Below are 13,511 nucleotides of genomic sequence, written 5' to 3'. Positions count from 1 at the left end.
ATACAGACTTGACCCCAATGGGCCTGGAAACGCTATCGTAAAACTGGACACTGTCTAGCAGCGACTACAGCTCATCAGGGAGGTAAACCAGACAACAACAGTAGCCATCATCATGAATAACTCCAAAACCGCGCCCGCCGGGGCATCAAAGCAGTAAGGAAACATTCCACTCTCCTCAAAAAACAAAACCGTCTTTTCTCATTAAAATAAACTTCATCAACAACAGCGATCAACCAACGACTTTCGGGTAATCGCATACGCAAGAAAACGCTCAGCCGACGATTCGACTGAGCGATTTTCTTTTAACTTCGCGGTAATACAACTGGCCTCTATTAGGTCAATGCATCGCGTACGGCTTCAAACTTCGCGTTGGCGTTTGTTCCGACAGCCTGAATAGCAGTCAGACAAACGATAACGATCAGAGCCAGCATCACAGCGTATTCAACAGCTGTAGGACCATCTTCTGAAACCAGGAAGTTTTTGATGCTCTTTGTCAGATTCTTCATTGTTGCTCTCTTTCTTTCCAATTGGAGTCGACTCATGGACCACATGTATCGACACAAAACAACCAAGCTATGGAAGTCGCGACTCCATTAGTTCGCTTATTCCACAACTCACCCGAAACACTTGCTTCTTTGAGGAACATCCTCAAATGAAGCACCCAATATGCCCCCTCTTCAGAAGAGCAGATCTCCTGTATCCAAAATTTGAAATACAGAATGGTATTGGAATTTTTTAATTCACATAACAACGGAAGGTACTTCCGATATGATGTCAAACCTGTTGTGCTCACTGCTTCAGCTTGAAACCTGCTGAGCAAACTGATCACACTTAAAAGTAGGTCACGGGTTAAGACAGTCAAGCAGAGATGCAAAAGATTTTTTAAGAAAAACATCCGGTTTACCAAAAGAAACACTCATGTGCCGGAAATCTCTATGCAGCCGGTGGATTACAGCCATGATGCAGAAAAACAACAGCCTGTTATTTTCTGCAGAACTGCATAGTGAGTCTGTATCATTTGTCCTGGCGGCTGTCAGAGAGGTCATTTTCCGCGAACAAACGTGATGAGTTTTTCATCAATGCCGCCTGGGAGCCACTTGAGAAGGTGACCTGGAAAGAGATTTCTGCAGCCAGACGAACACTATTTGACAGACGACCATTCCCGGATTTTCTGCTGCATCCGTTCCCGGTCCAGTTCATCCGGCTTTGTCTGCTGCAGCGCATGCCTGAGAATGTTGACTGCCCGCTCCGAATCTCCCTGGCTGTGATAACTGTTAGCCAGTTGAATCTGCACCACCGGGATTTCAGGTACCTGAGTCGACGTGTATTGCCAGAGCGTCAGACCATCGCGCCAGACCGTCAGATAGCGTTCTGTCTGCCAGCTGAAACGCGTCAACAGAGCCAGAACCAGCACTCCAAACACAGCCGGCAGGAAATATCCCGATCGCGATTTCCCCGGTAAAACATGTACCAGAATACGATCTCTCAATCGCTCCAGCAACTGCATGGCACCGGCAAAAATCAGGGCGAAGAAGGGGATCGATGGCAGGTAAAGATAACGGTCATTCATCAATGTCGTGATGGGAAACAGGTTCAATACGGGAATCAACAGCAGGATGAATGTGGCCCCTGCAAATAAAATGAGAGGCTGCCGTTTTCCCATGCGGACAAACAGTAGCGCGGTCAGCAGCCAGCACATAGCAGAAATCACTACGTTCCAGGCTATCCCACTGGTCGGAGGATCGTACAATACAGATCGGGTACCGGGCCAGAGCAGCATCTGCACGTACTTTGACATGATGACGGTATCAACCGATATCAGTTCCAGTTTGCTCATGCCGAAATGGTCTCGGACTCCGCCCAGTTCGCTGGTCTGTGCCAGCATTGTAATCACGAGCAGCAACAAAGCACAGCACCCCGGAAAAACCTGCTTTCTGACAGCTTCCCGAAATGGTACTTTCGCCACCCAGTAATCGTAGCAGAACACAATCGCCGGTACGACTACTGCTAACGCCTTGGAGAGCAAGGCACCAATGAAACATAAAAAACCACAGGTATTCTGCTCCAGGGTGCGATCTTTTCTGAGCCAGTACCAGAGCGACGCCAGGATAAAGGCGCCTGAAAGCAGCCCTTTTCTGGAAGAAATCCAGACCACGGTCTCCACCTGAACAGGATGAATAGCAAACACGGCCGCCGTTGCCCAGCCAAGCATCCGGTTCTTTGTCAGACTGGTAATTAATAGAAAGACAAGAACGACATTCACCAGATGCAACAAAATATTCGTCAGGTGATATCCGCCTGCCCAGAGACCGTACACGCTATGATCGAGCAGAAATGAGAACACGGTCAACGGCGCGTAATTTCTGGTGACAACCTGTGTTGCAACTTTCTGCAGATTCTCGGGATGCCAGCTTTTGACCAGGGGATTATGAATGACATACCAGGGATCGTCCCAGTTGACAAAGTCAAAATTGATCGCCATTCCAAAACTGATCAGAACCAGCAGCACCAGCAGGCAACAGGCGCGCCACTCCGTTTTAACCGCCTGTAATAACTGCCAGGGGAGTCCCCGCTGGTCTGGTTGTATTTGATTTGACATTTGAACGTTTCCAAAGCTGTGCAGACTCGTTTGCATCCTACTCTTAACATAGGTTGTGCACAGTTGATTGCACACGCTTTGAAAAAAATGTGGTTTCGCTGCAACACCAAGCGATCAACCAGGCTGTTCAATCACTACAGCCGATACAGGCAGCGCTCTGCTGCAGACAATACTGCGCTCACCTCTTATGGTTGCGAGTCCAACGTCCCCAGCCTTTCAAACCTGAGCTATTCTTGAAATTGAATATGCTCTGCTTAAAGAGCACGCATTTCTACGTCGTTACATTCGGAGAGCCCCGTGCAGACATCACTGGAAAATACAGAATCTAAAACCACTCCATCCAGTCCGGTCATGGCACCTGACAGTGCCGAGTCGATGTCACAGTTCCACAACCTGGAACCCCTGCTGGAAGAAATTGAACGCAGCTGTTTTCCGCAAGGGAAAACCATCGTGGTGATGCCGGCTTACAATGCAGCAACGACCCTGGTAAAAACCTTAACCGACCTGCCTGCAGAAGTGGTTGACGAAATCATTCTTGTTGATGACGGCAGCACCGATGGCACGGTCGACCTGGCATTGCGGCACGGTCTGACTGTCGTGAAACATAAAGAAAACCGGGGGTATGGAGGAAACCAGAAGACCTGTTATCAGTATGCGCTGGAGCATGGTGCAGAATATATAGTCATGCTGCATCCCGACTACCAGTACGACAGTCGGGTTGTAGGAATCGCCATCCAGCTGCTGAGGCTGGGGATCTGCGACATTGTTCTGGGGTCTCGCATCCGCACCAGACAGGAAGCGCTGGCAGGTGGCATGCCTGCCTGGAAATATCTGGCCAATCGCCTGCTGACGATTACTGAAAATATCGCGCTGGGACAGAATCTGGGCGACTTCCACAGTGGCTTCCGTGCCTATCGCAGAGAAGTCCTCGAAACCATTCCCTTTGAACAGAATTCCGATGACTTTGTCTTTGACAGCCAGCTGCTTGCGCAGTCTGTCTACTTTCAATTCCGGGTGGGTGATATTCCTGTCCCCGTCCGCTACTTTCCCGAAGCATCCAGCATCAACTTCAAGCGCTGTATGAAATACGGCATGGGTACTCTGGCTGTTCTCGCGCGTTTCTGGGCGCAGAAACTACGGGTCCGTCCTTCAAAGATATTCTTCAGCAAGAAGAACGACCATGACGCTGAGAACCGGGTACAACTGCAATAGACTTTACTATAGCGTCTCCAGGGTCATTGGGACCGCTGAGAGACGCCATAGTGAAATATGATACGCTCTGGAATTCCTATACAGTTGCCCGGACCGGCTGCCTCTGAAGTTATTCACCGGCCGCCGGTGGTGCCGAACTCGTATTCCCGCGTATGAAATGCACAATAATGGCGAGACCGATAAAGACTCCCAGAGCCACAAAACCATAAGTAGCGAATGCACTGGATTTAATACTCCAGACACATCCGAAGGTCGCCAACAGTGTGGAAATGCCCATCGCCAGGTTCCACGCCACACGTTTGCCTCCGGTAGGCATCCGCTCTCCCAGAATTTTCGGAGAGTTCATCATGAAGAAGAATGTCGCATAAGCGATCGGCAGCAGCACCATCCCGAACATCGACGTCGGCACGGCCAACCAGGCTTTCGCATCTGAATCGCCCCAGATAAAAGGCCCTGCCACACCAGTAAGCGCTGGCATAAAACAGCCAATACGGTGGAATGTGCCCCGCGGTTCAACGCCCAGCATTTCGCAGAATACAAAGCCGTTGATCAACATCAGAATGATGATCGTCGATATAGCCATCGCGACAACGCCCAGACCGAAGACAACCTGTGAAACCGTAGCCCCGGCCAGTGGTTTGAGTGCCGCCGCTAACTGGAATGCATCCCGGTTAACCAGCATCGCTGCCAGGGTACGTTCGGGCAGAGGCAGATCATTACGTTTCGCCTGCAGGGCTGCCGTGTTGTCTGCCTGCTGCAGTTTATCCCATTCTTCAGAAGAAACTTCCGATTTGATGCGGCTGTCCAGCAGCTTGTTGAATTGTCCGTGCAAATTAGGATCCGGTACAATGACCTCGCCTTCTGCATCCACAACCTGGCCTTTAGCATTGGTTTCTCCTACCAGGCCGGCAGCCGGTTGGGCATGGAACTGTGAGGCCGCTGCAATCACAACACAACTGGTGGCCAGGACGAATGGGATAAATAACCCGGTCGCCAGGTCGAACATGGCCAGGCCGCGAAAATCTTTATCCCAGCCTTTGGCCCGCATGGAGTAGGGGAGCAGGAAGGTCATGTTGATCCCGACCGCGGTCGCGGCAGCGGTAATCATCACCTGTTGTTGTTTCCCGACAATCAGGTTCTTCCAATACTCGGCATAACCGCCAGCCTGCGCCAGTACATCGGAAAACTCAGGTGAAGGATTGCTAAACAGACTGAAGTTCGGAATGTAGCCGGCCAGAATTTTTCCCCAGTCCAGATCATTCGTGGAGAAACTCATTTTGAGAACAACGCCGAAGAAACAGAGCACGACGATTCCCACCAGAATTTTCAGGATCGCTTCAAACAGCTTGATGCCCCATCCGCCGGAATCGTAAAACCAAATGACAATTGCCGAGATCACAAACAGGACTGCTACCGCTGAGATAAGACCATTCTTTGCGTCACCAAAAAATTCAGGCGCCAGATTCTGCTGCAGGGCGGCTGTCCCTAACGCATACTGAGGCATAATCCAGACCAGATTCGCCATCAGAGTCGCAATCGCCCAGCCCCAACCCAGCACCGGGTTGATATGATTATTAATCGCAGCAAACGGACGCTCTTTAGTTGAGAGGGCCACATAACCGATGGCACTCAACATGACAACGCCCATAATCATCGCCACGGGCTGCAACCACATCAGGTGATAACCCGAGAGAATTCCCAGATAGAGGCCACCTGCCAGCGAACCACCGCCCAGGGTAATCGCACTCTGCAACCAGCCGGGGCCCGAGAGTCTGGTATATGCCAGAATCTTGGCACCGGTGCCACGTTCTTTGGCGTCCAGAATCAGTTGACGATCTTGTTCAATTCGGGAATTTGCTGCTTCTTCTGTCATTGCAAACTCTTGCTATACCAAGGTTTAATTAAGTTACTTTAGAATACTTTGTTGTAACGTTGAAAGGACCAAGGTAACCAGTTGTCAGTTGAGAATCAAGCAACGTTGATTGATGGACGGATGAGTTTACGGATCTGCAAAACGCAGGTGTACGACTGCTGGGAGCGAATACAAAGCCAGCGCAGATCAGGATGTGAGGGAATCACGTCCGGGAAGAAATCCAGCCATTCCCCCGAACAGAAACAGTCCGGGGGAATGGATTGCTGGAAGAAATTACTGTTTCAGACTTCCAGAAACAGTAATGATCAGATTCGCGGGATCGATATATTTTGCGAACGCCTGCCGGGCAGCATCCGCAGTCACCGCGTTGACTTTTGTTTCCAGTTCGGAATAGTAAGTCATGTCCCGATTCGCAAACAGATTGGTCGCCAGGATGGAAGCCAGAGAAGAATCGCTGGTACGGGAAACTTCCTGCTGTTCCAGATATCCTTTCTGAGCATTGGCCAGTTCTTCTGCTGTAATGCCTTTCGAGATCAGCAAAGCCAGCTCTTCCTTAATGGCGGTTTCTACCTTTTCCATGTTGTCCGGATTACAGCTGGCATACAGGGAAATGGAACCGCGGGAGTCAACATTGTCCGCGTGAATGAACGCCCCGACACCATACGCCAGACCTTCTTTCTGCCGGACACGATCTCCCAGGCGTGATGAAAGTCCGCTGGAGCCCAGCACCGAGCCAGCCACGATCAGATCGGGATACTCGGGGGAATTGCTGTTCATAGGAAACGTCAGACCGCCAAAGTAGAACGCATTTGCTTTGTCAGGAATGATAATTTCAGTCAGTTTTCCGGGAATCGCATGCGGTTCCGCGGGAATATGCTTGTAGGGAGCAGGTGACTTCCAGTCATCCAGCATGGATCCCAGTTGGGCATATACCTCGTCTTCCGAGAAATCGCCGACGACGGCAATCTCGCCGACGGAGCCGCCGATAAAGTTTTCATACAGCGATTGCAGATCGCTCTGTGACAATGCTTTGATCCGCTCAATTTCCTGTTCTATCGTCGGCACATAGCGGGGATCTGATTCCGGGTAGGGACGAAGTTGACTTCGCACCGAAAGAATCGCCCGTGACTGGGGATCGGTTTTCTGCTTTTCCAGAGTCGCAATCTGCTGCGATTTCAGCACATCCAGTTCGGTTTCCGGCAAGGTTGGCTCGCGGAGAATTTCCTTGAGAATACTTAACACGCTGGAGAGACTCTCGCTGCGTGTTTTGATTGCAACATTGATTTCGCCGGGTGAACCGGAAATGCTCAACTGGGCACGCAGTTTATTGAGTTCGTCTTCAATCTGCTGACGAGTCCGATTCTTCGTCCCTCGCTTCATCACAGCAGGTAGAAATTCGCTGGCGGTCTTTTTGCCCTGCAGGCTTTGCAGGTCCCCGTAGCGGAGCGTCATATTCAGATTGACTTCTTCGCCGCGAGTCTTTTTGGAGAGCAAGGCAACTTTCACACCACCGGACAGAGTTTTGACAGTCGTGCGTTTATTGATATTCTCAGGAGATACGTCAAAGTCTTCTCCCTTCGCAACCGTTTCCCGTCCCTGGTAGTCGCCAATCATTTTTGCGACATCATCAATCTGCGGGATCGTGACCTTCTGGCTTTCTTCCACGGGCACAAAAATCCCCACGGTTCGATTATTTTCTTTCAGGTATTCATCCGCGACTCGTTTGACATCTTCGGGAGTCACTTTTTCCAGAGCATCCCGATAGAGAAATCGCAAACGCCAGTCTCCCATCGAAACCCATTCCGACAGTTCGACTGCCAGCCGCGAACTGTTATTTTCTGCCTGTTCGTACTGTTTCAGCAGTTTCTCTTTGGCGCGGGTCACGTCTTCGGCGGGAATTCCTTTTTCCCTGACGGTCTGCAGCGTATCAAACATGATCCCCAGAATGACCTGTGGATCATTGCCTTTGACAACTTCGACCATCAGTCGCAGTACGCCGGGATCGTGTAATGCAAACAGAGATCCGGAAACGCTGGATGCCTTTTTCGTCTTCACAAGGGCCTGATACAAGACGCCTGAAGGATCATCAGTCAGTGTTGATTCCAAAACGTCAATGGCAGCCATGTCTTTGTGAGCGGCTGCCGGAATGTGATAAACCACTCCAACAACGGGAACTTCACCAATCCGCCGCAGCGTTACGATGCGCTCGCCTTCCTGCGGAGGCTCTTCGGTATAGGTCTTATCCAGTTTTCGTTCCGGTTTGGGGATCGTACCAAAATATTTGTTGATCAGCTTCAGCGCTTCGTCGGTATCAAACTTTCCGGCCACAATTAAAACTGCATTATCGGGCTGATAATATTTTTTGTAGAAGCTTTTCAGACGGTCTATGGGCACACGTTCGATGTCAGCCCGGTTACCAATGGTCGATTTCCCGTAGTTATGCCATTCAAATGCGGAAGACATCACTTTCTGCATCAGCATGCGCGACGGGCTGTTTTCGCCCCGTTCGAATTCGTTACGGACCACTGTCATCTCCGAGGCCAGATCTTCGGCTTTCACATAACTGTTCATCATGCGATCGGCTTCCATCTTCAGCGCGAATTCCAGGTTGTCCTCGGTTGCCGGCAGTGTTTCGTAGTAATTGGTACGGTCATACCAGGTGGTTCCGTTGAACTGGGCGCCACGGGCCTGCAGTTCCTTGGGAATATTCTGATGGGTGGGCGTCCCCTTGAACAACATGTGCTCGAGCAGGTGCGCCATTCCGGTTTCGCCGTAGCCTTCATGTCGAGAACCGACCAGTAATGTCAGATTCACGGTCACTTTGGGGCTGGAGGCATCCGGAAACAGCAGTACTTTCATGCCGTTCGCCAGAGAATACTCGGTAATGCCTTCTACAGTCCGAATTTTTTCCGGTGGGGCAGGTGCATCAGCGGCTGTCAGAAATGATTGGGAAGCAAAGCTCATTACGAAAAATACCCCTGCGGTTAAACTCCATTTTTGTCGATTCATCATCCGATATTTCGCTCCACTAGAGAGGGTCAGCAATTTAGTCAGTCCTTAACTCAACAGCATCTTCAATTCATTGTTCGAATTATAGGCGATTCCCGAAGAGGCAACAATCACTGACTCCGAGAATTCACTCAGATCATTTCGATTTACCGGCCTGCTTTAAAAACGTGGTGCCGACTCCAATCAGCATTCCCATTCCCAGACCGCCCGCATGCGCCATGTTGGCAACGGAGCCCATCGCGCCGGTCATACAGAGAAAAAACCAGCCAATCAGAATCACGACCATGTTGGGGGGAACATAAAAAGAAGATTGAGGATCGAATTTACTTTTCATCCACATATAACCGAACATCCCATAGACGACGCCCGATAGACCACCAAAGCTTGGCCCCGCCCAGTAAAACTGAGCCAGATTAGATGGAATCGCTGCCAGTAATACAAGTAAAAGCAGCTTGGTACTGCCACGATTCCCTTCTATCGCGCCCCCCAGTTGATATGTCATAAAACAGTTAAATAACAAATGCAGAGGTAGCCCCCCGGTGCCACGAAAATGAATAAATATCGGTGTCACCAGCCGCCAGACTTCACCCTCGCGAATATCCAGCAGATAAGGGCTGTAGCGGATCATATTACCTGACGTTTGAAATGAGCTGATACTTAAAGCCTGCCTGATCTGTCCTCCATACTCATTAGTCTGCATAAACAGATAGACGACCACGGAGACGCCAATCAGCAACGATGTCACCGGACAGCGGCTAGTGAAAGGCTGATTCCAGGTATCGCGGACATTCACCTGTTTGCGGGCGCTGTCCGCGACTTTTTTGATTTTCGATTCACGGATGGCTTCCGCTTTTCGGGTAGCGCCCTGAAATTTTTCGGCGTCAGGATTTGCAGAAAACTCCTGCAGTTCCTGTTTGGCGTGTTCGATCTGATCTTCATCATAGACCCAGATCGACCACTGGTCGACTGACTGTTCAACCTTGATTTCCACACCTGTAGTAAGCAGATAGTCTTCGAATAGCTTTGCCTGCTGCCCGGAAGGAAGGGAGCCGATTTTTCTCATTCTATTTTCAATCCATGCCTGATAGGTACAAGACTGGCTGCATCCTGAAACCAGATTGTCTCCCTGAAAAAAATCAGGGACAATTAATCCTGTGCTAAAGCAGATAAATGTTTTTGAACCGATTTTTGTAACGTTGCATGATCAGACCACGGCGCATAATGCGCCCGCATCACAAACCCGTAAGCTTCGCCTGGCTGATAATCCGGAATAAACCACTGAAAATCCCAGGCGGGATTTTTGCCTCCGCCTCCGGTAGGTGACTGCGCGAACCAGATCTGATCACGGTCTCTGAAGAGTTGAGTATAGGAATAATTATCACGAATACCATAGTACCATGGCTGGGAATACCGGTAAGCAGACGGATGATTCACCAGGGTTAAAGGAAAGTTCGCGGCCAGCTCCGGAAAGAAAGCCCCGTGTGCAGGGGGATGTGTGCTGTCAACTCCATGCGAGGGAGTTCGCGCGTGGAGCAGCGTTTCCGATTGATTCAATTGCTTTACCGGTTTCCCATAGAAGTGGATGCGGCAATCTTCGGGAGCCTGAATATAACTGGCCCAGAACAGACCAATATATCCGTTTTTAAACAGATCGGCGTGCGGGATACATTCGAACGTATACTCCAGAGTCCCGTCTTCCAGTATCTGGTAACGACCGCAGCTTTCCAGCTTCCAGTTCTCCGTGGGAGGCTGATACAACTCCACAGTGTCTGCAGAGATGATCCGCAACTGCATCGGAAATTTGCGCGGCTCAAATTTTTCTTTGAGATCCGGTGTGCCATCATGAATGTGTTCGAAGTTCAAACCAGCCAGGGCAGGGACAAACAGATTCTCATCCTGTCCGGTATATTTAAGCGAAGCCACTCCATTATAACCGGCGCGATGGCCGGGCAGTGCTTTTGTATCAACGGCAGCATTATCGACAATGATCGCCGTCACATTTCCCCGCCTGAGTGTGACCGTGTGCTGGTCTGTCAGCTGATATTTGATTTGGGGATTGGTGAGGCTCGTACGCCGGGGTGCGGCAAGGGGATGAGCGGCAAAGATCAATGGAACCTCGACCATCAGCGCCAACAGGCATACTCCCGGTTTCATCCAGTTCAATTCATCGCTCCAATCTTATCTCAAACAACCTGGCCATTCAGATTATTCAGTTGATTTCACAGTTTCCAGATAATCACGAAATTCCTGGATACGCCGCAGATCAAAACCTTCGGGCGATTTTTCCAGCAGGAAATCCGCATCGGCCATCGCTTCGGTAATCCGTCCTGTCTGATAACGCAACACCGCCCGCAGCCAGCGTTCCTGCAGTAGATCTTCATCGATGGCGATCATCGTCTCGACATAGCGCAGCATGGCCTGGACGTCCTCATCATCCCGCGCCAGATTTAACAGGTTCCGCAGCATGCGTTTGATGATTTCCTTTTTGGGCTGCGCTTTCAGAAACTCTTCATCAAAGCGACCACTGTTTGCGGAAACAATGATTGCCCTGGCGGCATCTTCGCTCACCACTTCGCCACGCTCAAAGACGTCAACCAGCTCTCCTTTTTCTGCGGTTGAGTTCACTCGGACTACGAAATGCCCGGGTAACCCGACGCCTTCAATGTCGAGTCCCAGCTTGCTTCCCAGTTCCATATACAGAATCGCCAGTGTGATCGGGAGTCCTTCGCGATCCTCAATGGTTTCATTGATATAGCTGTTGGAACGGCTGTAATAATTTGTACGGCTTCCATGAAAACCGGTTTCCTGGAACAGATAATCGTTGAGTGCCTTGAGCTTCACTTTAGGACTCGCATCGGCGGGCAGCGTTTTCTGAATCTCATTTGCCATGCCGGCGACCTGGTTGAGATAGGTTTTCACTTCCACTTCCGCATTGTCCAGCCGCGCGACCAGCAATGCAGCTGTCAGTAAATCGATTTCTGACTCCTTCTGCTTTTTGAACAGCTGCTGTAGATCATCCCGCACGACTCGTTCATGAATTGACTGCGCCAGTTGCTGCAGACGCTCCGCCTGTTTCGTAAGTAACCGCGCCCGCTCCTGTAATGCCTGCTGTGCCCGTTTCTCATCCGTTTCTTTGACAACTTCTTCAATCAACTCAGCGTGAGGAGGACGGTCCACGCGCAGATCTTCTGTCAGATCGAGAATTTTCTGTGCGGTTTCTTTGGAAGGGCGGTAGGGAGCAATCTCGCGAGCTACCTGAAACCCTCGAAACGCAGCCACCGTGTTCCGGAACTTGGCCAGACCAGCCTTCCCCTGTGTATAACGCTGGTCTTTTATTTCGAAAATCTGCTCATCATTCACAAAACAGAGTATCCGGTCGGTTTCCAGGCGGACTTTGAGCTGATTCCATTCTCCTTCGCGATACGAATTGGATTTCTTCTCTTCCAGTACCCGCCACAAAAACACATCAGAACCATCAAAGCGGCTGATCCGTAAACTCTGGTTACTGGGATAAAAACCATAATGCTTCGTGTTTTCATCCGAGTAAAAAATCAGTCCTGCAGCACCGGACTCGTCATCCAGCTTGACTTCCACTGCAATTTCGTAAGGGAGCGCGGGAAGATCTTCCTGCGAAACGCACAGGGAACGACTGCCTAATCCGTTTCCGAAACCTTCTACCATGATGCGACCGGCACGCTGTCGCCAGCGCGAGCCGAATAAGGGTTTCCAATGCCGCTCGTCAAGCGTACCAATCGTCAACCAGCGGTTCATGGGAACCGGGTTTGGCTTTTCCAGCAGGACTTTGAGCGCGCTGATATTTACCGCATAACCCAGATTCCGCGTGACTGCAGATTTTAATGTCACAATTCCCTGGACGTATCCCTGTGCATCCAGAACCGGACCACCACTGTTTCCCGGTTCGATTGGAATCGCCAGTTGAATCATGGGTTTGCCGTCGATTTCCCGGGTTCCCGAATTAACTCCTTTGACAACACTATAACGTAAGCCTTGCGGATTCCCCAGCGCGATGACTTCCGCGCCCTGTTTCAAAGAATCGGGTTCCGCCAGAGGTAACGGCGTCAAATCTTCCGCATCAACCTTGAGCACAGCCAGATCCATCTGTCGATCGGTTGCGTGCACCTCTTTGACATCATATTTCTTACCGTCCATAAACTGCACGGAGATGGGCCGTGCCTCGCCGATCACATGCAGATTCGTCGCGATCAGACCATCGGCGCTGATCACAAAGCCGGTTCCCAGTCCGGCCTGCTGTCCATCGCGGCCTGCAAATGAGACGGCAACAACAGAGGACTTCGCCTGCTCCGCGAGTGCTTCTGCCGACAGGCTCAGCCCGGTGCCGGTTGACTCCGAAACATCGGGGTGGCGGGCAACGATCGGTTCTGCTGGATCAGCCCCCGCTGAAAAGACCGGCGGCAGCAGTAATATCAGCATCAAACCAGACAGGATCAAAATCACCTGTCTGTCGCAGAACCTTGCGGTCCCTTTCTGGCATCCGATCATTTCCTGTTTCCCTTCAAAAGGAATTGCTTCAGCCTGGATCCGATTTTCACCAGACATCCCCCCGTTGATTCAGATCAGTAAAAGCAGGGAAGTCTGTATTTAAGAAACCGGAAGCGCTCAAACAGGCTCAGTCATCCACTGCATTGTATTTCCCCGGAGCAGAGAATGCAAAAAAGAACAGACAGATTCAATTCATTCTAAAATGCTTTCAGGAAATCACTTTCGTACTATCAGTGAAGCCTGGATTGAATGAAACCTGTACCAGAACCAATAATTTTGTAAAAAAGTAAAAACTGG

8 protein-coding genes are annotated in these 13,511 nt (G+C 50.5%); 1 reads left to right on the top strand and 7 read right to left on the bottom strand.

What is annotated here, in order from left to right; translation table 11 throughout:
- Positions 1-332: 332 nt before the first annotated feature.
- Both GmarT_RS13330 and GmarT_RS13325 read right to left on the bottom strand, forming a co-directional pair.
- A complete protein-coding gene (locus tag GmarT_RS13330; RefSeq protein ID WP_002649391.1) occupies positions 333-506 on the bottom strand; it encodes a Flp family type IVb pilin in 174 nt (57 codons plus the stop codon).
- 635 nt (positions 507-1,141) lie between these two features.
- Positions 1,142-2,599, bottom strand: coding sequence for a hypothetical protein (locus GmarT_RS13325; RefSeq protein WP_149302828.1), 1,458 nt, complete (start codon positions 2,597-2,599; stop codon positions 1,142-1,144).
- A gap of 297 nt (positions 2,600-2,896) precedes the next feature.
- Between GmarT_RS13325 and GmarT_RS13320 the strand changes: the two genes are divergently transcribed.
- The gene (locus GmarT_RS13320) at positions 2,897-3,811 is read left to right on the top strand and encodes a glycosyltransferase family 2 protein (protein WP_002649394.1); all 915 of its coding nucleotides are present in this window, start codon (positions 2,897-2,899) and stop codon (positions 3,809-3,811) included.
- 109 nt (positions 3,812-3,920) lie between these two features.
- Here GmarT_RS13320 and GmarT_RS13315 read toward each other — a convergent pair whose 3' ends face one another.
- The 5 genes from GmarT_RS13315 to GmarT_RS13295 form a co-directional block, all read right to left on the bottom strand.
- On the bottom strand, positions 3,921-5,684 hold the full coding sequence (locus GmarT_RS13315) for a divalent metal cation transporter (RefSeq protein ID WP_002649395.1): 1,764 nt from the start codon (positions 5,682-5,684) through the stop codon (positions 3,921-3,923).
- Between the two features lie 273 nt (positions 5,685-5,957).
- Positions 5,958-8,648 carry a M16 family metallopeptidase gene (locus tag GmarT_RS13310; RefSeq protein WP_002649396.1) on the bottom strand — a complete coding sequence of 897 codons (2,691 nt, stop codon included), beginning with the start codon at positions 8,646-8,648 and terminating at the stop codon, positions 5,958-5,960.
- Positions 8,649-8,829: 181 nt separating this feature from the next.
- Positions 8,830-9,756 carry a rhomboid family intramembrane serine protease gene (locus GmarT_RS13305; protein WP_002649397.1) on the bottom strand — a complete coding sequence of 309 codons (927 nt, stop codon included), beginning with the start codon at positions 9,754-9,756 and terminating at the stop codon, positions 8,830-8,832.
- An 83-nt stretch (positions 9,757-9,839) separates the two neighbouring features.
- Positions 9,840-10,847 (bottom strand): hypothetical protein, encoded by a 1,008-nt coding sequence (locus GmarT_RS13300; protein WP_002649398.1) that lies wholly within the window; start codon positions 10,845-10,847, stop codon positions 9,840-9,842.
- A 51-nt stretch (positions 10,848-10,898) separates the two neighbouring features.
- Entirely contained in the window at positions 10,899-13,271 is a 2,373-nt protein-coding gene (locus GmarT_RS13295) for a transglutaminase family protein (RefSeq protein ID WP_002649399.1), read from the bottom strand.
- Between the last annotated feature and the right edge of the window lie 240 nt (positions 13,272-13,511).

Source organism: Gimesia maris (assembly GCF_008298035.1).
Classification (GTDB): Bacteria; Planctomycetota; Planctomycetia; order Planctomycetales; family Planctomycetaceae; genus Gimesia; species Gimesia maris.
The sequence above is the reverse complement of the archived record's forward strand: the minus strand, read 5'-3'. Positions and strand labels throughout refer to the sequence as shown.

What these genes read in the sequence shown, in the direction of transcription:
- GmarT_RS13310 (WP_002649396.1), bottom strand. Translation starts at nt 8,648, where the DNA reads ATGAGCTTTGCTTCCCAATCATTTCTGACAGCCGCTGATGCACCTGCC.
- GmarT_RS13300 (WP_002649398.1), bottom strand. Translation starts at nt 10,847, where the DNA reads ATGAAACCGGGAGTATGCCTGTTGGCGCTGATGGTCGAGGTTCCATTG.
- GmarT_RS13295 (WP_002649399.1), bottom strand. Translation starts at nt 13,271, where the DNA reads ATGTCTGGTGAAAATCGGATCCAGGCTGAAGCAATTCCTTTTGAAGGG.
- GmarT_RS13330 (WP_002649391.1), bottom strand. Translation starts at nt 506, where the DNA reads ATGAAGAATCTGACAAAGAGCATCAAAAACTTCCTGGTTTCAGAAGAT.
- GmarT_RS13325 (WP_149302828.1), bottom strand. Translation starts at nt 2,599, where the DNA reads ATGTCAAATCAAATACAACCAGACCAGCGGGGACTCCCCTGGCAGTTA.
- GmarT_RS13315 (WP_002649395.1), bottom strand. Translation starts at nt 5,684, where the DNA reads ATGACAGAAGAAGCAGCAAATTCCCGAATTGAACAAGATCGTCAACTG.
- GmarT_RS13305 (WP_002649397.1), bottom strand. Translation starts at nt 9,756, where the DNA reads ATGAGAAAAATCGGCTCCCTTCCTTCCGGGCAGCAGGCAAAGCTATTC.